The organism is Hymenobacter lutimineralis (assembly GCF_008271285.1).
GTDB lineage: Bacteria > Bacteroidota > Bacteroidia > Cytophagales > Hymenobacteraceae > Hymenobacter > Hymenobacter lutimineralis.
The window spans coordinates 172,844-195,170 of sequence record NZ_VTHL01000003.1; the positions used below are offsets into that span (position 1 = coordinate 172,844).

Annotated in this window: 15 protein-coding genes and 1 tRNA gene; 10 read left to right on the forward strand and 6 right to left on the reverse strand. The window is 61.3% G+C overall.

Translation table 11 applies throughout. The features are described 5' to 3' along the window. The first annotated feature begins 158 nt into the window (after nt 1-158). Nucleotides 159-941, forward strand: a complete 783-nt coding sequence (locus FY528_RS04720; protein ID WP_149069844.1) for an amidohydrolase — start codon at nt 159-161, stop codon at nt 939-941. Between the two features lie 2 nt (nt 942-943). Here the strand turns inward: FY528_RS04720 and FY528_RS04725 are convergent, their stop codons facing one another. After that, nucleotides 944-3,205 (reverse strand): FG-GAP-like repeat-containing protein, encoded by a 2,262-nt coding sequence (locus FY528_RS04725; protein WP_149069845.1) that lies wholly within the window; start codon nt 3,203-3,205, stop codon nt 944-946. A gap of 62 nt (nt 3,206-3,267) precedes the next feature. Here FY528_RS04725 and FY528_RS04730 point away from each other — a divergent pair, with 62 nt between their 5' ends. After that, nucleotides 3,268-4,563 carry a UDP-N-acetylmuramoyl-tripeptide--D-alanyl-D-alanine ligase gene (locus FY528_RS04730; protein WP_149069846.1) on the forward strand — a complete coding sequence of 432 codons (1,296 nt, stop codon included), beginning with the start codon at nt 3,268-3,270 and terminating at the stop codon, nt 4,561-4,563. A gap of 284 nt (nt 4,564-4,847) precedes the next feature. Here the strand turns inward: FY528_RS04730 and rfbC are convergent, their stop codons facing one another. Together rfbC and FY528_RS04740 are read right to left on the reverse strand one after the other, a co-directional pair. Then, nucleotides 4,848-5,390: a dTDP-4-dehydrorhamnose 3,5-epimerase gene (gene rfbC / locus FY528_RS04735; protein WP_149069847.1), complete on the reverse strand. Its 543-nt coding sequence runs from the start codon at nt 5,388-5,390 to the stop codon at nt 4,848-4,850. 53 nt (nt 5,391-5,443) lie between these two features. Next, nucleotides 5,444-6,568, reverse strand: a complete 1,125-nt coding sequence (locus tag FY528_RS04740) for a glycosyltransferase family 4 protein (protein WP_149069848.1) — start codon at nt 6,566-6,568, stop codon at nt 5,444-5,446. 105 nt (nt 6,569-6,673) lie between these two features. Between FY528_RS04740 and FY528_RS04745 the strand changes: the two genes are divergently transcribed. From FY528_RS04745 to ppk1, 4 genes are all read left to right on the forward strand, one after another. Then, nucleotides 6,674-7,015 carry a c-type cytochrome gene (locus FY528_RS04745; protein WP_149069849.1) on the forward strand — a complete coding sequence of 114 codons (342 nt, stop codon included), beginning with the start codon at nt 6,674-6,676 and terminating at the stop codon, nt 7,013-7,015. A 74-nt stretch (nt 7,016-7,089) separates the two neighbouring features. Further along, nucleotides 7,090-8,427, forward strand: a complete 1,338-nt coding sequence (gene hflX, locus FY528_RS04750) for a GTPase HflX (protein WP_149069850.1) — start codon at nt 7,090-7,092, stop codon at nt 8,425-8,427. A 249-nt stretch (nt 8,428-8,676) separates the two neighbouring features. Then, nucleotides 8,677-9,174, forward strand: coding sequence for a SixA phosphatase family protein (locus FY528_RS04755; protein ID WP_149069851.1), 498 nt, complete (start codon nt 8,677-8,679; stop codon nt 9,172-9,174). A 25-nt stretch (nt 9,175-9,199) separates the two neighbouring features. Further along, nucleotides 9,200-11,281: a polyphosphate kinase 1 gene (ppk1, locus tag FY528_RS04760; protein WP_149069852.1), complete on the forward strand. Its 2,082-nt coding sequence runs from the start codon at nt 9,200-9,202 to the stop codon at nt 11,279-11,281. A 79-nt stretch (nt 11,282-11,360) separates the two neighbouring features. On the opposite strand, the gene FY528_RS04765 is transcribed toward ppk1, so the two are convergent. Continuing rightward, complete coding sequence (locus tag FY528_RS04765) at nt 11,361-12,473, reverse strand: DUF6268 family outer membrane beta-barrel protein (RefSeq protein ID WP_149069853.1); 1,113 nt, start codon at nt 12,471-12,473, stop codon at nt 11,361-11,363. A 76-nt stretch (nt 12,474-12,549) separates the two neighbouring features. Continuing rightward, nucleotides 12,550-16,434, reverse strand: coding sequence for a metallophosphoesterase (locus tag FY528_RS04770; protein WP_262383903.1), 3,885 nt, complete (start codon nt 16,432-16,434; stop codon nt 12,550-12,552). A gap of 245 nt (nt 16,435-16,679) precedes the next feature. Between FY528_RS04770 and FY528_RS04775 the strand changes: the two genes are divergently transcribed. Next, nucleotides 16,680-17,912, forward strand: coding sequence for a Pycsar system effector family protein (locus FY528_RS04775; protein WP_149069854.1), 1,233 nt, complete (start codon nt 16,680-16,682; stop codon nt 17,910-17,912). Nucleotides 17,913-17,969: 57 nt separating this feature from the next. Here FY528_RS04775 and FY528_RS04780 read toward each other — a convergent pair whose 3' ends face one another. Further along, complete coding sequence (locus tag FY528_RS04780; RefSeq protein ID WP_149069855.1) at nt 17,970-19,160, reverse strand: DUF2652 domain-containing protein; 1,191 nt, start codon at nt 19,158-19,160, stop codon at nt 17,970-17,972. Between the two features lie 113 nt (nt 19,161-19,273). On the opposite strand from FY528_RS04780, the gene FY528_RS04785 reads away from it, so the two are divergent. The 3 genes from FY528_RS04785 to FY528_RS04795 all read left to right on the forward strand — a co-directional run bounded on the left by FY528_RS04785 (nt 19,274) and on the right by FY528_RS04795 (nt 22,106). After that, a tRNA-Arg gene (locus FY528_RS04785) sits at nt 19,274-19,348 on the forward strand. 161 nt (nt 19,349-19,509) lie between these two features. Further along, entirely contained in the window at nt 19,510-20,799 is a 1,290-nt protein-coding gene (locus FY528_RS04790) for a site-specific integrase (RefSeq protein WP_149069856.1), read from the forward strand. 314 nt (nt 20,800-21,113) lie between these two features. Continuing rightward, on the forward strand, nt 21,114-22,106 hold the full coding sequence (locus tag FY528_RS04795) for an NHL domain-containing protein (RefSeq protein ID WP_149069857.1): 993 nt from the start codon (nt 21,114-21,116) through the stop codon (nt 22,104-22,106). Nucleotides 22,107-22,327: the final 221 nt, after the last annotated feature.

The following is a 22,327-nucleotide window of genomic DNA, read 5'->3' on the forward strand; positions in this document are numbered from 1 at the left end:
AACTAGCCGGCCGGGCTTTGTTATCTTCCTTGTGCCCTGTACCTTGAAGCACCTACGCCACGCTTACACACCGTTGTCTGGCTGACCAGGGCCACCCTGCATCTTTTCTAAAGCAGGCCGCCGTACAGCTTCCGTTCTCGCTCAACCTCTCCTCTACCGTGTCGGATCTAACCGTTTCCTTTGTTCAGGCCGCGCTTCAATGGCACCAGCCGGAAGCTAACCGGGCTGAGCTTTCCCGCCTGCTAAGCCAGCTTTCCTTGTCTTCGGACTTGATTGTGCTGCCCGAAATGTTCAGCACAGGTTTCAGCATGGAAGCGGCTACGCTGGCCGAGCCGGTAGAAGGGCCCAGCCTGGCCTGGATGCGGGAGGTAGCGGCCCAGCACGATGCCGTGGTAACCGGCAGCCTGATGGTGCGGGAAGCCGACCGGTTTTACAACCGCTTGTTCTGGGTGCGTCCCGATGGCAGCTACAGCCACTACGACAAGCACCACCTGTTCACCTTCGCCCGCGAGCAGGACACCTACACGCCCGGCACCAGCCAGCTGGTGGAAGAGTGGCGGGGCTGGCGCATCCGCCCGCTTATCTGCTACGACCTGCGCTTCCCGGTTTGGAGCCGCAACAACGCCGATGCTCCCTACGACCTGCTGCTGTACATGGCCAACTGGCCCGCCGCCCGGCGCACGGCCTGGATGACGCTGCTGCGCGCCCGGGCCATCGAAAACCTGGCATATACCCTGGGGGTTAACTGCGTGGGCCTCGACATCCACGGTCAGCTGTATGCCGGCGACTCGGCCCTACTGGATATGAAAGGCGAGTATCTGGTAGAAGTAGGCAACCACGAAACCAGCATTACCCGCACCCTGCGCCGCAGTGAGCTGGAGGCCTACCGCCGCCGCTTCCCGGCCCTGCAGGATGCCGACCGGTTTACCATTCATCCCTGAGGCTAGCGCACCACCAGGCGGCGGGTAGCCAGCTGCCCGTTGATGCCTTCGGCGCGCACTACGTACACTCCCTTGGCTAAGCCTTGCAGATTTAGCTGATGGGCCCGGCCCGGCTGGGAGCTGGTCAGCACCACGCGCCCCGTTAGGTCCAGCACCGTCAGGCGCGTGGGCAGCGGGGTTTCCACGGTGGCCCGGTCGGTGGCGGGCACCGGGTACACCTGAAAGCTGAACGTGGCGCGAGGAGAGCGCACGGCCGTTTCCGTTTCGCGGCGCACCCGGAAGCTTTGCAGCCCGCCTTCCTGCAAGCCGATGAGCAGCTCGGGCTGCTGGTCGCCAGTGAGGTCGGCGGCGGCCAGGCCCAGGTGCAGGTTGGCCGAGGTGCCCAGTCGAGCTGCTCCGTACTGCTGCGTGAGGGGCTGATAGAATAAATCGGTGAGGCCATCAAAGGGCGAGGCCTGACTGGTGATATCCGCAAAGAAGCGCACCTGCCCGAAGTTGTCGGTGGTTAGCAGGTCCAGCTTGCCATCCTTGTCCAGGTCCGTGAGCAGGGGCTGCAGGTTGGTAGGGCGGTTACCATCGGGGTTTCGCACCTCCCCAAAATCGTCGTCCATCAGCGTGAATTGCAGCGTGGCGGCGCCGGGCACCTGGGGGTAGTAGCGCAGGGAGCCTGCGCCCGTGGCCTCGTTTGTACCCAGGAGCAGGTCGGGGTACTGGTCGCCGTTCAGGTCGGCAAAGGTGGGGGCGGGCGCCAATAGGGTGCCCACGCCCGGCAGCTCCTGCAGCTGGGCTACTTCAAAGCGCACCGGCTGCCCCGCAGCGGCCTGGTTGAGCAGGTACCACACCCGGCCTGTGCCTCCCTGCGAAGCCCCGAAGGCCAGGTCGGCGGCGCCGTCGCGGTTGAGGTCGGCTACGGTTGGTTTCAGGTGGAGCAGGCCTTTGGCCGCCAGTTCCAAGTAGTCCTCCGAAACCAAGGTAAAAGCCGGTTCGGTGGCGGTGCCATCGTTGTGGTAGTAGTGCAGCGCCGACCGGTACGTGCCCGCGGTGGGTGCGTCGCCCCCGTTGGCGACCAGCAAATCCAGCAGCCCGTCACCATCCACATCCAGGAAAGTAGGAGCGGCGGCCTCACTTACGTCCACCATCTGCCCCTGCAGAAAATCAGCCTGCCGGTACGTAAATGCCGGTATAGTAGCCGTGCCCGTATTTTCGTAAAGCCACGTCGTTTCCCGCAGCCTTATCTGGTCGGCATTATCGGGCAGCGTAGGGGAAAGCAGCAAATCGGGCAGGCCATCAAACGTCACGTCAAGGTAGTAAGCGCCGGGAAAATTGGGCAGCCGGACCGGAGTAGTGCCCGGGGGAAACTGTGTGCTCAGGCCTGCCGCCTGCATCAGCGCCTGGGTGGCCGTGCCGTCGTTGCGCAAACTCACCAGCTCCGGGCACTGGTCGCGGCTGGTAAGCAGGTCCCGGTCACCGTCCCCATCCAGGTCGAGCGTCGCGAAAAAAGCGCCGCCCGTATGCTGGGGGGCCGCGGCCCGGCACTGGGCGTTGAAGGCAAAGCCGGTGCAGGAAGCAAAGCAAGTGCTGAGGCGGCCCCAGTAGTTGGTTTCTAACCGGAAGTCGAGCCCACCGCAGGTGGGACTCACGTTGCGGTACCACGTCAGGGTCGTGCCCAGCACAAAGTCCAGCATCAGCAAATCCAGCTTGCCGTCCCCGTCAATGTCATCGATGGCGGGGATGTCGTAGGCACTGGCGAAGATATTGCCGCTGTTGTTGGGCGTGTTGTAGAACTGCAGCTGGCTGCTCGCGAGCTTAAACGTCAGCTGCCCGCGCGCATCAGTTTCCTGACGGTAGACGCGAATATCGCCCCCGTTGGCGTGGGTAAATAAATCGGGGCGCCCGTCGCAGTCGTAGTCGCGGAGCAGGGCCCAGTTGCGCAAGTCGGCGGGAAAAAGGGCTTCGTACTGGGGCGCGTACTGCCAGCTGAGCTTGCCGGCCGCATCGGCCACGCGCAGGTAGGTAGACACCCGGTTGCTCATGCGGTCAAACGCAAACAGGTCGTTCTGCCCATCCTGGTTTAAGTCGATGGCCGAGAACTGCGGGGCATTAAAGCCACCGGCCCAGGGCATGGATAGCGTCTGGGTGCCGTGTACTACTTTTGCCAGGGGCTGGTACTCCAGGCCCCAGCTCCCAAGCTCTTGGGCCTGCACGCCCAGTGCGCCCAGGCTTAAGAGCCCGGTCACCACCCCTCGTTTTACGCGTCGCATCATGTCAGAAGGCAGTTTAGCAGCAAACAGCACTGCGTTGCCGGAAGTTAACACCCTTACGTTCTATGTCTGCGCCTACCGCCCTTTATTCTCGTTTTCTGGCTAGCTCGGCCGTGAGCACCGACTCGCGGCAGCCCCAAAACGGCACGCTGTTCGTCGCCCTCAACGGGCCTAATTTCCGGGGCCGCGACTTCGCTCCCCAGGCGCTAGCCAAGGGGGCTAGGTTTGCGGTGGTGGACGACGCGGCGCTGGCCGCCTCCGACCCCGACCGCTACACCTTCGCCCCCGACCCGCTGGTGGCGCTGCAGGAGCTGGCGCTGGAGCACCGCCGGCAGTTTACGGGGCCGGTGCTGGCTATTACGGGCTCCAACGGCAAGACGACCACCAAGGAATTGCTGCATAGTGTACTCAGCCGGCGCTACCGGGTGCAGTACACGCGCGGCAACCTCAACAACCACATTGGCGTGCCCCTCACCCTGCTCAGCATCCGACTGCAGGAGCACGAGCTGGCTATTGTGGAAATGGGCGCCAACCACCAAGGCGAAATAGCCCTGCTGTGCACTTTGGCCGAACCCACGCACGGGCTGATTACCAACATGGGCAAGGCCCACCTCGAAGGCTTTGGCGGGGTGGAGGGCGTAGCCAAGGGCAAGGGCGAAATGTGGAATTATCTAGCAAACCACACCGGCACGGCTTTCGTGAATACCGCCGATGCCCAGGTGGCCGCCCGCGCGCAGGTGGTTCCCCAGCGTATTACCTACCCCGCCCCCACCGACCAATATCCCGCCGAGCTGCTCAGCGCGGCCCCGCACGTGGTGTTCCGGCTCTTCGATGGCACGCACGTGGAAGCGCAGATTAATGGGGGCTACAACTTCCTGAACCTGGCTGCCGCCGCCGCCGTGGGAGCACATTTTGGCGTGCCTACGGCCGATATTGCGGCAGCCCTGGCTGGCTACGCCCCCGATAATAACCGCTCCCAGCTGGTGCGCACCGCCCACAACGAGCTGGTGCTGGACGCCTACAACGCCAACCCCTCGTCGATGGCGGCGGCCCTGGCCAGCTTTGCCGGCCGCCCCGGCAGCGCCGCCAGCAAAATGGTTATCCTGGGCGACATGTTCGAGCTGGGTACCGAAAGCCACGCCGAGCACCACGCCATTGGCGAGCAGCTCGCCGGCTACGGGTTCGGCTCGGTAGTGCTGTGTGGCCCCGAAATGGCGGCCGCCCGCCGGCCCGGGTTTCATCATTTTCCGACCAAAGCGGAAGCGGCCGCCTGGCTGCAGCACAACACGCCCGCGGGACAGCAGATTCTGGTGAAAGGCTCCCGCGGCATGGGTCTGGAAACGCTGGTAGAGCTGCTGTAGCTAGAACCACGGATTCGCGCGGATTTTTCGGATTTTGTGTATGATTCAGCTGGTAATAAAAAAGCCTCGCAGTCTGCGAGGCTTTTTGCTTTATAACCTGTCATCCTGAGCACAGCGAAGGCCCTTCTCACGCCAGAAAAAGGGGCTCGGTACTAACGCAGCCGTGAGAAGGTCCTTCGCTGTGCTCAGGATGACAAACAGATTGTCTTAATCGTCCACAAAATCTGTGAAATCCGAAAAATCCGCGCGAATCCGTGGTTCCTTTTCGTGGTTCTCCCTCGGAACTAAAACGGGCTTTCGAAGTCGCGCAGGAAGGGCAGTACTTCGTCTTTCTCGGAAACCACCGGCTCCTCCAGGCCCCAGCTAATGCCCAGCGTGGGGTCGTTCCAGCGCAGGCCACCTTCGGCGGAAGGCTGATAATAGTCGCTGCACTTGTAGATGAAGCGGGTGTTGTCGGCCAAGGTGAGGAAACCGTGGGCAAAGCCGACGGGCACGTACAGCATATTGCAGCGCTCCGCGTCCAGCTCCACGCTCAGGTGCTGCCCGTAGGTGGGCGAGTTGCGGCGCAAGTCCACCGTCACGTCCAGCACGCGGCCTGAGGCCACACGCAGGAGCTTGGCCTGGGCGTAGGGTGGGCGCTGGAAATGCAGGCCCCGCAACACTCCCCGCGACGAGAGGGACTGGTTATCCTGCACCCAGTCGCCTTCTATGCCGACCTCAGCAAAGCGCCGGGCATTAAACGATTCGAAAAAGGAACCGCGGGCGTCGGTAAACAGCCGCGGAGTTAGTTCGATTATGCCGGCCAGAGCGTGATACTTGATTTCCATGCGCAAGAAAGTGTAGGTCGCAAAGATGAGAAAAGGCCAAACAGGAAACGGCTTCAGGCCTTGCGGCGCGAGCCTATTTCCGCCACCACGCGCAGGTACTTTTCCAGTACAATCCGCTCGTCGAATTTCTCTTCGGCCAGCTGGCGGCTGGCGCGGCCCATTTCGGCCAGCTGCGCATCCGGCAGCCCCTGCACCTGCAGCATCTTCTCAGCCAGGTCGGCGCCGTTGCGCACTTCGCAGAGGAACCCGTTGACGCCGTCCTCCACGGTTTCGCGGCAGCCCGGCACATCCGTCGTGACGATGGGCTTGCCCATAGCGGCGGCTTCGAGCAGGGTTTTGGGCGTGCCCTCGCGGTAGGAAGGCAGCACCACGCAGTCGGCCTGGGCAATGTGGGCAGCTACGTTGTCGGAAGTGCCCAGGTACTCCACGTTGCCAGCCTGCAGCCACTGCTCAAATACGGCCCGCTTCACGCCCACTCCCCCGCTCTCATCGATGCCCCCAAGCAGCTGAATGCGGGTGCCGGGCATGGCCTCCCGCACCCGGCGGGCGGCTTCGAAATACTCTTCCACGCCCTTTTCGTAGAGCACCCGCGCAATCATCAGGAAGGTGAAGGGCTGCTGACGCTGGAATACGGGGGCCGGCTGAAACTTCCGGGTATCGATGCCGGAACCGGGCAGCAGGTCGGTGATGCGGGCCTGCACGAGGCCGTGCTGCAGGAACAGCTGCCGGTCGTCATCGTTCTGGAAAAATACGCGGTGCGGGTAGCGGAAGGCAAAGCGGTACAAGCCCAGGGCTACCTTGCTCACCAGGTTTTTCACGATAAATACCGTGCCCAGCCCCGAGACGTTGTTGACGCTGGGAATACCGGCCAGCCGGGCAGCCAGGGTGCCGTAGATGTTGGGCTTGATGGTGTACTGCAGCACCACATCGGGCTTCTCGCGGCGGTATACCTGGTAGAACTGCCGCGTAAGCAGGGCATCCTTTACGGGATTGGTGCCCTTGTTTTCCATCAGAATGGGCACGTAGCGGCAGCCCAGCTCGGTTTCCAGGCGCGCCGAATAATCGTCGGGCGGAGCTATGGCCAGCACTTCGTGGCCTGCGGCCTGCAGGGCTTTTACCAGGCTACGACGGAAATTCCAGATATTCCAGGAGGTGTTGATAACAATAGCGACGCGCATGCAGCAAAGGAAAGTTCGGACGGCAAAGGTAGGCGTTGGCGGCGGGCTGCCCGGCCTTGCCGCATTGTTTCGGTTACTTTGCGCCGCCTTACGTTGTTTCCCGTCATGATGATTCTCTTCTCCCGCACTTCCTGGCTGCTGCTTTTGAGCATGGGGCTGCTGGGCGCCTGCCAGGGGCAGGAGCCGGGCTACCAGACGTCCACCGATACCACGGCGGCTGTTATGCCGCCCGGCAAGGCTTTATTTGAGCAGAACTGCGCGCTCTGCCACGGCTCCGACGGCAAACGCGGCTTGAATGGGGCCCACGACCTCACCAAAAGCAACCTGAATCAGGCCGGACGCGTGTACATGGTGACGAACGGGCTCGGCAACATGCCTGCCTTTAAAAATCAGCTTAGCCCAGAGCAGATTGAGCAGGTAGCAGCCTACTCACTTACCCTGCAGTAACTCTGCTCCGGCAGCCGCCCTGTCCTCGTTCGTAGTACCCGCTCACCTCTTTCCCTAAACCCTCCCGCACGCATATGGCCAATAAACCCGCCTCCAAACGTCGCCAAAATAGCACCCGCCACCCCGGCGCTGTAGATACTGCCAAAGGCCGCGCCGGCCGTATTCTGGCCCAGGGCAATAAAGACGCCACCTACGAAACCGCCCAGCAGCAGGAAACGGCCGTGCTGGTGGCCGTGCCCGACAAGCGCCAAGCCGATGCCCTCACTCAGGAATACCTCGATGAGCTGGCCTTTCTCACCGAAACCGCCGGTGCCGTCGTGACCAAGCGCTTCGTGCAGCGCCTCGAAAAGCCCGATATCCGCACGTTTGTAGGCGAAGGCAAGCTCGAGGAAATCAAGGCCTACGTGCAGCACAGCGGGGCCAGCATGGTTATTTTCGATGATGACCTCTCGCCCTCCCAGCTCCGCAACCTGGAAGCCGAGCTGCAGGTGAAAATCGTGGACCGCTCCCTGCTCATCATTGACATTTTCGCCAGCCGGGCCAAGTCGGCCACGGCCCGCACGCAGGTGGAGCTGGCCCAGTACCAGTACCTGCTGCCCCGCCTCACCGGCCTCTGGACGCACTTGGACAAGCAGCGCGGGGGCGGCGTCAGCCAGCGGGGCCCGGGGGAAACGGAAATTGAAACTGACCGTCGGGTAGTGCGGGAGCGAATTGACTTCCTGAAAGAACGCCTCAAGGAGCTGGACAAGCAAAGCCAGACCCAGCGCAAGTCGCGCACGGGCATTGTGCGGGTGGCCCTGGTGGGCTACACCAACGTGGGCAAGAGCACCCTCATGAACCTGCTGAGCCGCGCCGACGTGTTTGCCGAAAACAAGCTCTTCGCCACCGTCGACTCCACCGTGCGCAAAGTGGTGCTGGAGAACACGCCCTTCCTGCTTTCCGATACCGTTGGGTTTATCCGCAAGCTGCCCACCCGGCTGATTGAAAGCTTCAAAAGCACACTGGACGAAATTCGGGAAGCCGACCTGCTGGTGCACGTGGTGGACATTGCCCACCCGGCCTTCGAAGACCACATTGCCGTCGTCAACGACACACTCAAGGACATTGGCGCGGCCGATAAGCCCATGCTGCTCGTCTTCAACAAAATTGACCAGTACAACACCGAAGCCAGCACCGAGCCGCACGAGGGCTTTGAGGGCATGAACCCCGACGAAGACCACGTGCCCCGGCCCACGCTGGAGCAGCTGCAGGCAACCTACATGGCTAAGCTTCACGACCCGGTTATCTTCATTTCGGCCAAGGAGCGCACCAATATCGATGAGCTGCGGGCCCTGCTGGTGCGCCACATCAGCGCCCTGCATGCCCAGCGGTTTCCGGGCCAGACCGGGGCGGCCTGGGAAGACGAGCAATAGCCGAGCTTACCCGAAATGCGAAAATTCGCTTTTTGTTAGCCCCCCGTATTTTTATCGGCGGGAATTTGCGTTCTTAGCGGCCCCGTTGTTGCAGCACGGGGTTTATTGCCTCCCTATTCCACAGCTCACTCACCCAGAAAAGACCCGCCTCCACGCGGGTCTTTTTATTTTCGGGGCATTCTTTCGCCGGGGAGAAAACCATTTGCCAAGGCCAACAGTAAAGAAGCGCGACACGCCTCCCTGCTGCTTATGAAAACCTTGTACCTGATGCGCCACGCGAAGTCCAGCTGGAGCTTCGACGACCTTTCCGACCACGACCGGCCCCTGAACGACCGGGGCCGCGACGATGCCCCCACTATGGGCCGGGCCCTGGCCGGGCGCCAGATTCAGCTGGATCTGCTCATTAGCAGTACGGCGGTACGGGCCCTGAGCACGGCGGCCCTGGTAGCCAAGGAAGTGCAGTACCCTCACGAGAAAATTCAGGTGGAGGAGCTCATCTACCGCGCCGACCCGCTGGGACTGCTGGCCATTGTACGCGCCTTTCCCGATGAGGCGGAGTCGGCATTGCTGGTGGGGCACAACAACACCATCACGGACTTTGCCAACCTGCTTTCCCCGAGCCCCATTCCGGAAATGCCCACGGCGGCCGTCGTGTGCCTGAAGTTCAGCATCGACCGGTGGCAGGACCTCGACCGCACCAACGCCGAGTACTACTTCTTCGACGCGCCCAAAAACCACAAGGGCTAACCTAGCCCGCCACATTTCGCTTTTTATGAGTGACCAGCCTACTTCCACTTTGCCCCGGTTTCAGGACCGGGAGCTGAGCTGGCTTTCGTTTAATCACCGCGTACTGCAGGAGGCTCAGAATCCCGAGGTACCCCTGCTGGAGCGGCTGAAGTTCCTGGCCATTTTTTCGTCTAACCTGGATGAGTACTTCAAGGTGCGCGTGGCCACCATCCGCCGCCTGCTGAAGCTGAAAAAGAAAACCCTGGCCAAGCTGGGCGAAGACCCGGCCCGGCAACTCAAGCACGTGCTGGCCGAAGTCGGCCGCCAGCAGCAGGAGTTTGGCGACACGTTCCGCAACCAGATTCTGCCGGAGCTGCGCGCCCAGCACATCCACCTGATCAACGAGCACGACCTTTCGGACGAGCAGCGCCAGTGGGCCCAGCAGTACTTCCGCGACCATGTGCAGGACCTGCTTTCCCCCATCATCCTCGACGACACCCTGCACCACCTGTTCCTGAAAGATCAGACCGTGTACCTGACCTTTTTCCTCACGCAGCCCCTGCAGAAAAAGAAGGGCGAGGACGACGAGCGGGTACTGGTGATGGAATTGCCCACCAAGCGCCACGGGGGCCGGTTCGTGCGCCTGCCCGACCAGGGCGAGGAACGCTACGTGATGTTTCTGGACGACATTATCCGGTGCTGCGCCCAGGGGCTGTTTCCCCGCTTCGGCCGCGTCCAGGTGCACGCCATCAAGATTTCCCGGGATGCTGAGCTGGATATTCAGGAGGAGGTGTCGGGCAACCTGCTGGCCAAAATCAAGAGCAGCCTGCAGAAGCGCGAAACCGGCTACCCCGCCCGCCTGCTCTTCGACCCGGCCATGCCCCGCGAGGTGCTGCGGGCCGTGCAGCAAAAAACCAACATCGACGCCAGTGAGCTGGTAGAAGGCAGCCGCTACCACAACTTCCGCGACTTCTTCGGCTTTCCCGACCTGGGCCTGACGCAGCTGAAATATGTGCCCCAGCCCCCGCTAAAGCATCCTACCCTGCCGCGCACTGGCTCCTTTCTAGCTGCTATTGCTCAGCAGGACCACCTGTTGCACTTTCCCTACCAGAGCTACGACCTAGTGCTGCGCCTGCTGCGCGAAGCCGCTCAGGATCCGGCCGTGTCTGCCATCAGCATTACGCTGTACCGGGTGGCCGAAAAGAGTGAAGTAGCCAAGGCCCTGCTCAAGGCCGTGAAAAACGGTAAGCAGGTGACGGTGGTCGTGGAGCTGAAGGCCCGCTTCGATGAAGAATCGAACATCAAGTGGGCCGAGAAGCTGCAGCGCGCTGGCGCCAACGTCATTTACGGGGTGCCGGAATTGAAAGTGCACAGCAAGCTGGTGCTCATTACCCGGGTAGAAGAGGGCCGCTCCCGCCAGTACGCCATGCTCAGCACCGGCAACTTCAACGAGGTGACCAGCGAAATCTACGCCGACCACGCCCTGCTGACCGCCGATGAGCGACTCACCCACGAAGTTGGGCGCGTGTTCCGCTTTTTCGTGGACCGGGTGCCGCAAACCGGGTTCGAGCATTTGCTGGTAGCCCCCTTCGAACTGCGCGAAAAGCTGGTAGCTCTCATCGACGAAGAAATCCGCCAGGCCCAGGCCGGCAAGGATGCCTACATCATTCTCAAGCTAAACGCCCTGCAGGACGAGAGCATGATTCAGCGCCTCTACGATGCCAGCCAGGCTGGCGTGCGGGTGGAGCTGCTGATTCGGGGCATTTCGTGCGCGGTGCCGCAGGTGCCAGGGCAAAGCGAGAACCTGCAGCAGCGGGGCCTCGTGGACCGCTACCTGGAGCACGCCCGCGTGTACGTGTTCGGCAACGGCGGCGAGGAAAAGGTGTATGTGGCCTCCGCCGACTGGATGGTGCGCAACCTCGACCGGCGCGTGGAAGTGGCCTTCCCCCTCTACGACCCCGCCGTGCGCCAGGAAGTGCGCGACCTGCTGGACCTGCAGCGCCAGGACAACGTGAAGTCCCGCGACTTCCATAACCACTTCATTGGCCAGGATGACGCCGCCGCGCCCCGCATACAGGCGCAAACGGCTACCTACGCCTACCTGAAGAAGCGAAGCACTCGCCGATAGCCGGTCCTCGCTTTCACGCAACCGCCTCGCCGACAATGTGTCGGCGGGGCGGTTGCGTAGTAGGGCAATACAGTTGGGCTTACTTGTTGAGGGTCTTTTTCAAGAACTTGCGCGGGGGCACGATGAACAGCTCCAGGCTGGCGTAGGGGGCGCTGGCCAGCTTGGAGTCAATGATTTTGCGCCGGTCATTGTTGCTGCGGTCAAAAGCGTCGAAGGCGTAGTTGTAGCGGTAGCCGCCTTCTACCCCAAACCAGAGGAAGTCGTAGATTTCCCGCTCCCAGCGCAGGCGGCCGCGCACTTCCGTTTCGCGCAGCTCCAGGGTGCGCAGCTGCTGGCCTTCTGCGTTGGTGATAGGCTCGCGCAGCTTGATGTTGTAGCTCAGACCATCCACGGAGTAGCCCGCAAAAAGCAGGGACCGGTCGGAGAGGTTGCGGCGCACCGTCACGCGGGCCGGGAACAGGGCTTCCACGCCCCATTTATCGTTGAAGGTGCGGTTGTAGAGCAGGGCCGGGTAGATGCTTTGCCGTCCGAAGGTATAGCCGAGCTGCAGGCCCAGGCCCCAGGAAAACTGCGGGCTGCGCTTCCAGCCGTACACAAATTCCGAGGATACTTTCAGGTAATCCTTGATGCCCAGCTCCGAGGATGTGTAGTCGCCGTTCAGCTCACCCTTCACCCGAAACAAATACCAGTTCACGGTATTCACGGGCCGGATAACGGCCAGCTGGGCGCCTAGTACCTTCAGGCCTTTGTCTTCGATATTCTGGTAAAACTGATAGTTGGCCGGGGGCGCAAACTGGAACTCTTCCCGCTCATAGTTGATGCCCACCACCACCTTCAGATGCGGGTGGTTGAGCAGTGGAACGTAGCCCTTGATAATGAGCCGGGCATTTTTGGTGGCCTCGCCTTTGTAGTCTGTAACCGTGCCTACTTTGCTGTCAGACGACACGTTGAAGCGCGGCATCCGCTCGTAGTGAAACACCAGGCCTTTGCTGGGGCCCATGCCTACCACTGAGGGCGTGGCAAATTCTTGGTCGCGGCCTACCTGGTCGGCCGCCGCTGTATCGGTACTAGCTGGGGCCGGAGGTGGGTATACCTGCGCTTCAGCCTGTGAGCCAGCAACCAGCAGCGTAACCGTGAGGAGCGGAAGTAATACCTGCTGAGGCTTAAACAACGTGGTGGAAAGCAAAGCCATAGTGCGTGAGAAAGTAAAGCCGAGAAAGGCGAGCCGACGAGTAGCGGGGTGTACGAGGAAGCCGAAGCGGCGGGCGTTAGAACAGGAAATCAAACCCCACAAAAACCAGGTTTTCCTCGCCCACGGAGTAGGTAGCATTGATGACAGCCTGCTTGAGCACGTCTACCCACACCCCACCGCCTACGGCCGTGTGGAAGGCTTTCAGGCCGGTGCGCTCATCCTGGGTGCTATACACGCGGGCCGCATCGGCCAGGCCCAGAATGCCGAACTTGCCAGGCACCAGGTACGCGTTGAAAGTGAACAGCTGCACGCGCACTTCCCCGTTGGCATACACCGACGAGCGGCCAGCGTAGCGGGTGCGCCGGTAGCCGCGCAGGTTGGTAGTACCCCCCAGGGTGTTGGCCTGGTAGAAGCGGTAGTCGCCCAGGTTGCGGTTGGCCCCGATGCGGCCGGCCCAAGTGAGCTGGAAGGGGAAGTTGGGCGAAAGGTAAAAGCGCACTTCCGAGGCCAGGCGGCCGTACTGGAGCTTTTCGCCGTTGAGCTGGCGGTTGTACTCCGCCGAGTTGTACCAGCGCAGCCCGATGCGCGGGTTCTTGGGCGAGGAGCTGGCATCAAGGTTCAGGTAGGCCTTGCCCCCGAGGTAGCGGTTGTTCTGGAAGTCGGAAGGCCGGATGCCCGACGCCGCGCCGGTGTAGCCTGCGTCGATGCCGTTCTGAATTTCCTGGCCCAGGTCTTCCCGGCTAATGCGCCACTGGTCGTACTGCGGGCCAAAGCCGAACTTCAGGAAGCTGAAGACGTCTTTCTCCAGCATCGGCGCGAAGTTGAAGCGTGAGAAGCGGATGCGGTAGGTTTCGTTGATGTCGCGGTTGGTGATGCGCTCATCGTCGGAATCAAGTAGCACGTTGCGGGTGTCATTGCCCTTGCCGAAGTAGTTGTACAGCAGCTGGGGGCCGTAGAGCTGGCTGGTAATGCGCAGATCCAAGTCGCTAAATACATCGGTGAAGGTGCCGGTGTAGCGCACGTTGTAGGCCTGGCGGCTAGGCGCATAGTTAGCAGCCAAAGTTTGCTCCGTGGCGAAAGGCTCCCGCCGGAAACCATAGGTGCGGTAGGTAGCGCCGCCACCCACAAACAGGCCGTCGTCAATGTTGTAGCCGAAGTACAGGGCCGGACCAAAATAAGGCAGCTTGTAGTCTTTGCGGTCGGCGCGGCTGGGGTGGTCGTAGCGGCTTACCTCGGTGCCGGGCTCCAAGCGCAGGCGGGCTTCCTTGCCCACGTTGATGACGTTGCTGGTATCGGCGTCGTAGATCTGCGTTTTGTGGCGCAGGCCGCCTACCCGGGAGTTATCGGTGATGGAGTCGCGCTCAATACCGCCGATGATACGCACCACGGGCCCGCCTTTCGACTCACCCGTGACGCGGTACACATCGTTGCCGGCAAAGCCGTAGATGCGGATGTCCTTGGTCACATCGCCATCGAAGGTCTTATCGAAGAGCTGCTTGCTCCGTTCCCCTTCCTTGTTGATTTTGGTAACCGTGACGCGGGTTTTATTGCCGGGCAGGCGCTGCACCTCAAACTGCTCCCGCTTATCAGAGCCTTTCACTTCCACCACTTTGTCCAGCACCTCGTAGTAGTCGGCGGCCAGCTGGGGCAGCAGGTCGCGGCGGCTCTTGAGCTTGGCGGCAATTTCGGGGCCGTGCAGGCGGTAGATCTGGGGCGCCCAGTTGTCGCGCAGCGCCGAGTCGATAACGGCGTCGGTGAGGCTGGCTTTCATTTCCTGGGCAATCTTTACCCAGTCTTCCTTGCTCACTGAGGCCAGGAAGGTCCGGTCGTTGGCCAGAGCGGTCAGGTTAAGGCCTTTGTAGTCGGCGTAGTCCTTGCCGAAGTTCTGGAAGTTGCGGATGGCCCACTTGCGCGAAGCCAGGTAGGGCAGCAGCCCGTCGCCCTTGAAGAAAGCCACGTCGCGGTCTTCGGGCACGGCCGTGAATTTCCGGTCCCCGTCCTTGTCCTTGCGCTCAGCCCAGCGCCACTGGTCTTCGTGCCGGTCCCAGTCGCCAATCCACATATCGAAGAGGCGGGAACGGGCAAAGGCTTTTTCGTTGACGCGGTTGTCGTTGTCATCGCGCAGGCGCTCCAGCACTTTGTCGGTGCCTACCAGGTTGGTGGCGTTGCCCAGGCTTTCCACGTTGCTTTGGTCGTCCTTGGCATCTTCCTCAATAGCGGCCGGGATGTCGGCAAAGCGGTCCACGTACGGCCCCAGGAGCGGGTCGCGGGGGATGTAGACGGGCGTGGGGTTGGTGTGCAGGATGCCCGCGGCCGTAGCCAGCGGGGGAATCACAAAGGAAGCGTACGGGTGCTGGGCCGAAATCTGGTCCTGCAGAATGTCCTTGGCGGCGGTTTCGCGCAGGGCCTCGGGCAGCACGGCGGCGGGGTCTTTGTTGAGGCTGCGTAGGGTATAGAGGCGGCCTTCCTCGTTGCGCACTTTCAGGGAAGCCGTTTGCTTGCCCCCGCCGGTTTTGTAGGGGGTGAGGCCGCCCCGCTCGGTGGCCAGGTCCAGCACCGGAAACTCTACGGGCGTGGCCCACTCCTGCCGGTAATGCTCCCCGAACAGGGCTTTGTGGAAGCCGCCGCGCTTGGCGTATCGGGGGTTCACGGCCAGGGTTTTGGTGCTGTCGCCGAAGCTAGGACGGTTTACTTTGCCCGCATCGGCGAGGCTGTCGACCACGGCCGTTTGCTGGGCGTACATGGGCGTGCGGAAGACCAGGCGGCCTTTCTCGCCTTTGTCTTCGGGCACGTAGTACTCCACCCACACCTCGCCGTTGTTGTAGTAGTTCACGCGGGCAAAGCCTTTTTCCTTGTCGGAGAAGAGGGCGTCGCCCCCGTCGCCGGGCTTCACGTGCTGGGTTTTGCAGCCCGAGCCGCTGACAATGTGGCTCAGGTTGCCTTCCTTGAAGTACTGAATGTTGTGCTCGTGCCCGGCGGCGTACACCACGTTGGGGTATTTATTGAAGATATCCATCAACCCCTTCTTATACTGCTGGTAGAGTGGGTGCGGAATGTCCTGGCTGACCCCGCCGTACTTGCGCGCGAAGGGGTAGATGCTGCCAATGATAGGTAGGGGCACAAACGCGTACTTGTACACGATGCTGAGTGGGAAGAAGTGGTCGGCCAGGGTGAAGTAGCCCCCGTGGATGCCATCGGAGTACAGCGGGTGGTGCGCCACCACCATGATGTTCTTGCCCGCATTGCGCCGAATCACGTCTTCGAGCTGGGAGAAGAAGTCGGTTTCGTCTTCTACCCCGCAGCCGCTGTTGCTGCCGTAGGGCCGCTCGTTGGTTTGCAGAAACCACTGCGAGTTGATGGCAATCAGCACGATGTCGTCCTGCAGGCGCACCTCAAACGGGCCGGGGCAGGCGTCGCGGGGGATGAAAAAGTCGCCAGTGTAGGCAAAGGCCGCCGAGTCTTTCTGCATGAAGTCCTCCACAAACTGCTGCTCGCGGTTTACTTGTTCTACGCTGCCTTTCAGGCCCTGCTTCCAGTCGTGGTTGCCGGGAATCATGTACTTCTCGCCGGCGTAGTTGCGCATGGTGTTGAGCTGCGCGATGATGCGCTTCTCCGACGTTTTGCGGTCCAGGGCCTTGGTTTCGGGCATTCCGTACTCGTAGATATTGTCGCCGAGGAACACCGTGGTGCTGCGGGCGCCTGCCTGCAGAATCTGACGCCGCAGAAAGTTCAGGGAAGGCTCGCCCACTGAGTCGAGGGCGGGGGCACCCACGTCCCCGATCAGAAACACGGAATAGCGGATGCGCGACGTGTCGGGTGGCGTCTGCTGCTCCCAGTTTTTGCCGGCTCCCCGGTAGTTGGGCCGCGTAGGATGGGGCGTTTGGGTTTTCTGAGCCCAGGCCGACGACGCGCTACCCACAAGCAGCAGCGCCAGACCACAAAAGGCGGAAAGTATTCTCATAAACAAAAGATGATGCGTCGGGCAGCAAACAGCCGGCGTGGGGCAAGCGCTACGCGCCTTTCTGACAGGATACGGCCCCGGCAGTTCCAACGTTGATGGCTGTGGGCTGCCGTACGCAAAGCAGGGCCCTACGGTTGGGCTGCCGAGCTTACAACCTGCCCGCCCGATTCGCGTTGTAGGGCGGGAAGAACGGCCCGTTGCCCGGGCCGCAGCTCCCCGCTATCTTCGCCCTTCCCGCCTCACTTATGGAAGCTCCCAATACTCTCCCGGTTAAAAAGCCTAAGTCAGAAATTGTCAAGCAGGCCAAAGCCTACGTGGAAGCCCTGCTCGAAGAAAAGCTTCCCAAGCAGCTGGTGTACCACTCGCCGCGCCACACCCGCACCGTTGCCAAGGAAGCTACGGCCCTGGGCGAAGCGGCGGGCGTTGCGGCCCCGGACCTGGAGGCCCTGCAGCTGGCCGCCTGGTTTCACGATACGGGCTACATAGAAGTGTACGACGGGCACGAGTTTCGCAGCATGGAGCTGGCCGAGCAGTGGCTGCAGCAGCAGCAGTACCCTGCCGACCGGATTGCCCTCGTCAAAGACCTCATCAAAGCCACCCACCGCGACGAGCAGCCCACAACCGAGCTACAGCAGCTGATGGTGGATGCCGACATGAGCAGCATGGGCCGGGAGGAGTTCTTCGGCAACGCCGAACTGCTGCGCACCGAGTGGGAAACAACCCAAGGCAAAACCTACTCCAACCCCGACTGGGCCGAGTACCAGCTGGACTTTCTGTCGTCGGCGCAGTTTTACTCCGAGGCAGGCAAGGAGCGGTACCGCAAGCAGTTCAAGGCCAACATCAAGGAGCAGCGGGAGCTACTCAAGAAGATGGAAAAAAAGGCCAAGAAGAAGGAGGAGCAGCAGGTTGAGAACTTCGCCGAGGGCAAGCGCGGCGTCGAAACGATGTTTCGGGCCACCTACGGGCAGCACATTCAGCTCTCCGGCATGGCCGATCAGAAGGCCAACATGATGATCAGCCTGAACACGGTGATGCTGTCGGTTATCATCACGTACCTGGGCGCCAAGACCTCCCAGGTGGGCCCGGCCTTCACCAAAAACCCTATTCTGGCTATTCCCATGGGCTTGCTGGTGGCTACGGCCCTGGGCTCGGTGGTGACGGCCATTCTCTCGGCCCAGCCCGATGTGACTAGCTTTAAGTGGCTGCGCCGCTCCCCCCAGATTGCCACCAACCGCCGCGTGAACCTGCTGTTCTTCGGCAATTTCACCACGCTTTCCCTCGACAACTTTCAGGCGGGGATGCACGAGTTGATGCGCGACAAAGACCTGCTGTACACCAACATGATAACCGATATTTATTACCTGGGGGAAGTACTCTCGCGCAAATACCGGTTGCTGCGCATCAGCTACACCATCTTCATGGTCGGGCTTATTCTCACGGCCATATCCTTCGGTATCGTGCTGCTCTACAAAATGTAATTGAGCAGTCCGCCAAACGCCACGGCCGGCTTCCTGCGCAGGAGGCCGGCCGTGGCATTAGATGCGGGGCTTTGTGCGGTTAGGCGGCGTGGGCCCGGGGCCCGGGCGCGTGAGTTGGCGGCACAGGGCCGCCAACGCATGCACCGACGCCCCCAAAAACCGGTGCAGGCGCCGAAGCTGCCCAAAGCGCACCAAACGGCTGGTGGCAGCTACGTGGCCGTACCGGAATTCCAGGGTCAGGAGGCAGGCTTTATCGGATATTTCTTCCAGAAAGAAGAAAAGCAGAGAGTTGGGAAACATGCGGAAGTGGGCAATCTTCTCCACGTACTCCAGTCGCTCGGCCCCCACAAAGTGCTGCACGGCCTGAAAGTCTACCTGCCCGCGGTTCAGGCCCACGTTGTAGGTGCTGCCCAGGCGGTTGCTTTTGCTCACGTCGTACCGCACGCTGTGCGTCCCCTGCAGCCAGTTGGGTCGCAGCCGCAGGTTGCTTACCACGCGCAGTGCGTAGGCCGCCGATACGGGCAGCACCCGCCGTACCTGCACAGCATTGCTGCGCCCGGGCTCTGCTCCTTGTAACAACAGACGCAAAGGTGTGAGGTGGGCGTACTGGTAGTGAATGTCGCCCAGGTACTGGTAGTTGGTAACGCCAGCCAGCAGCCGCGTCCAGGGAAAGGCCGCACGGATGGCGGCGGCACGCTGCGTAGCGAGATACTCGGCCGACAGCAGCACGTATTCACTGCCTACCACGTCGTTTTTGAGCAGGCGGTGCACCACTATCACGTCGCGGCCCATGAGCTTGGTATGCTCCCGGATGCGGGCCACGTGTACCGGCCCGTAGTGCACAATGATTTTGAGTGTGAGGGCATGCTCCCGCACCACGGCCGCCAGCGCCGAATCCGTGTCGCGCTCAATAATGCGCAGGTAGTTCTGGAAGTCGAGGAACACGCGGCGGCACTGGCTGGCCAGCTCGGCAATGGTGGGCGGTGGCCCCAGGCGGTAGAACAAGATGGCGTCGCCCTGGATTTCGTTTACCTGCATGTTCAGCACGTTGGCTTCGATGAGAATTTCCAGCAGGTCGGCAATCAGCCAAGGGGCCTGGTTGTTGCCGGATTCTTCGATAAACCGGGTAAAACCACTGATATCGGGGATGAAAAGCAAGGCAGGCTGGGCCGCCGTTTCCGGCACGGCAGTGCGGGTGCGTTGGCCGGCCAGTCGTCGGGCAGTGCGTAGTTCATCAAGCAAGCCCATAGAAAAGGAAATCGGGAGGGGAAGGCAGAAATATGGGCCTATACGGCGGGGGGGCTTCGGCAGGTTTGGGTTCCACTTTACTTTCCGGTTACTTTGCAAACGGCGCGTAGCTTGGCCCCGTAGTTCAACGGATAGAATAGAAGTTTCCTAAACTTTTGATGTGGGTTCGATTCCCGCCGGGGCTACCACCATACTGAGCGCGACTCAGTTTATACGCCCTCAAAATGCTTTCAAAATATACTTGAAAGGGTTTTGAGGGTGTTTTTGGTTAGCGGCTCCCGGCGTTCTTTTTTGACTCTGGGCGCGAGTTCTGCCCCCAATCCTGCCCCCAAATCTGGTATCTGCCCCCATGAATACCTCCTATGAACGCAGGGCCGACCGTCCCGACGCCCAGGGCCGGTACACGATTCGGCTGGTTGTTACCTTTGACAATCAGCGCCTTAGACTCGCCACCAAGGAAAAATGCCGGGCGTCGGAGTGGAACGACAAGAGCGGCTGGTTCCGCAAGTCCTTTGGTGACCTGGACAACGCGACTTTACGACTCCAGGCACTGCGAAACCGCGTAGAAACGGCCTATAGCCAACTTCGCACGAAATACGGCACCGTCACGGCCGCCCAACTTAAGCTGGCTTTGGCGGTGGCGGCGGAGGCCCCTACACCCAAGCTGACTGACCTCTTCGGTGAGTACGTAGTGGCGATGCCGGGGCTGGGGTTTGCGGCTAATACGGTGCGGGCCTACCGATCAGTGCATAATACGCTGACAGAATGGATAGGGAGCCGGGAGGAGGCGCTGCTACTCTCCGATTTTGATATGACAGCCTATGAGGAACTCCTTGGGTGGCTGCGCTCGGTACGGGGACTGGCCGACAACTCGGTGGCGGGGTTTGTGAAGCGGTTGAAGCCCTTTCTGCTGTGGGCACGTGAAAGCCGGGGGCTGGTGCTGTCTTTGGAACTGTCGAAGCTCAAAGTAGAATGGGAGCAAGTGGAAAAGGTGTGGCTGTCGGTTGATGAGCTGGCGGCCGTGGCAGCGGCTATCCTGCCGGCCGGGCTGACGCGGGTTCGGGACGCCTTCTTGTTCTGTTGCTACACTGGCTTGCGTTACTCGGACCTGCACGACCTCCACTTGGGCAACGTGCACGACTGGCAAGGCAATAAGGTGCTACGGCTCATACAGACCAAGACGCGCACGGGCGTGAGCATCTACCTGACCCCGCCGGCCCTGGCGCTGCTGGCCAAGTACGAGGGTACTCGGGTTCGGCTGCTGCCGGTGATGACCAACCAGGTGATGAACCGGGCGCTGAAGCGGATTTGTCGGCTGGCGGGGTTGTCGGCGCTGGTAGAAGTGGTGGAAACGATGGGTGGACGGGTGCTGAAGCGGGCCGTGGAAAAATGGGAACTGGTGACGATGCACACGGCGCGCCACACGTTTGCTACCCAGTCGCTGATGCGGGGTATGCCGGTGGAGGTGCTGCAGAAGGTGCTGGGCCACGCCAACATCAAAACCACCCTGCTCTACGCGAAGATTATCGAGGACTTTCAGCACCAGACCATGCGGCGTATCTGGGAGGGCGGAAATACCCAGACCGACACGACGGCAGGGGACGCGGCGCCAGTCTGCGCGGTTTCACTGGCTAGTTAGGCTCGATATGCCCAGAGGCCGAAATACGTGCTTTGAATGCCAGCAGACGTGCATCCCATATCACACGAGCCAACAAGTGCAGAGCAAGTTCACCATCTGAAAGTAAGCAGGGAAGCTGAAAGTAAATTCATATAAATCCCTGGTAACTGCTCCCTACCCAGTACCCGGCCAACAAGCAGGGGAACAGGCTTTTCATAGGACCCAACTACCTGAAGTAGTGGGATAGTACTACGGGACTTCTTGGCCGTGAGGTGGCGGAAGCTCCAGGCTCAAATCGGCCCATACTACCAGTAGTTTTCGCTAGCTTACCACTAATGAAAAAACGCTACCTCCTGGTCCTGCTACTGACGGCGGCCTGTACGCAGAAATCTTCGGATGACTCCCCCGAGCCGCCGCAAACAACCGTGACCACCTTGGCCGGCGACGGAGAGGCAGGCTTAGTCGATGGCTCGGGACCAACGGCGCGCTTCGATTACTTGTGGGGTGCCACGCTGGATGCGCAGGGCAATGTGTACGTGGCGGATCATGGCAATGGCCGTATTCGGCGCATCACGCCCGCCGGGCAAGTGAGTACCTACGCGGACTTTGGGCGGCCAGCCAACTTTGCTGAGGGGCCGGTTGGTGTGGCCATGAGCCCGAAAGGAGTCCTGTATGTGAGCATGGAAGGCCAGGGGCCCCTGCTGCAGGTGAGTGCCAGCGGCGTAGTAAGTGATTTACCGGGCGAGGCCGCCAACACCTCCTTCCGCTACGTGCGCAGCCTGGCCACGGATGCCCAGGGAAACCTCTACGTGGCGGAGCTGCTGGGCGCTAAGATTGATAAAATTGACCCGGCGGGCAACGTTACGGTGCTAGCGGGTAGTGGTGTCGCGGACCACGTTGATGGGCTGGGCACACAAGCCCAGTTCTGGGGGCCCAGCGCCATAGCCGTGGATAAGCAGGGCACGGTGTATGTAGCCGACGGGAGCTGCATTCGGCGCATCACGCCGGCCGGGCAGGTAACGACCATTGCCGGCAGCAGCACCATCGGGGAGGCGGATGGTAATGGCACGGCTGCGCAGTTTGATACCATGTATGGCCTGACTGTTGACGCCAACGGTATCCTCTACTTGTCGGACCGCAGTACCGTGCGGCGGATTACGCCAGCTGGCGAAGTCACGACCCTGGCGGGCGGCCCGCTGGGCGGCCACGCTGACGGCCCGGCCAGCAGCGCGCTTTTTGGTGGGACCTGCGGCATCACGGGTGATCCTGCCACGGGGTTGTACGTGTGTGACTTTGGTAACTATGTGCGAAAGGTGGTAACGAAATAGCCCTGCAAATTAGCGTCTATGAGCTTCAAAGCGCTGGTGTTCCCCCTAGCCGAAACCATGCATCAGTTGGAGGAGATGAATGGTAGCCACCACGAAACCCTAACGCGCGGGGCTGTTGCAGCACCGAGGTTCGGCTACGGTGCCCTATTTGGCACCAGGCGGTAAAGAGGCAGCTTGCTTTCGGCTGGTTGAACGCCCGCACCCCAGTTACCGCCAAGGTG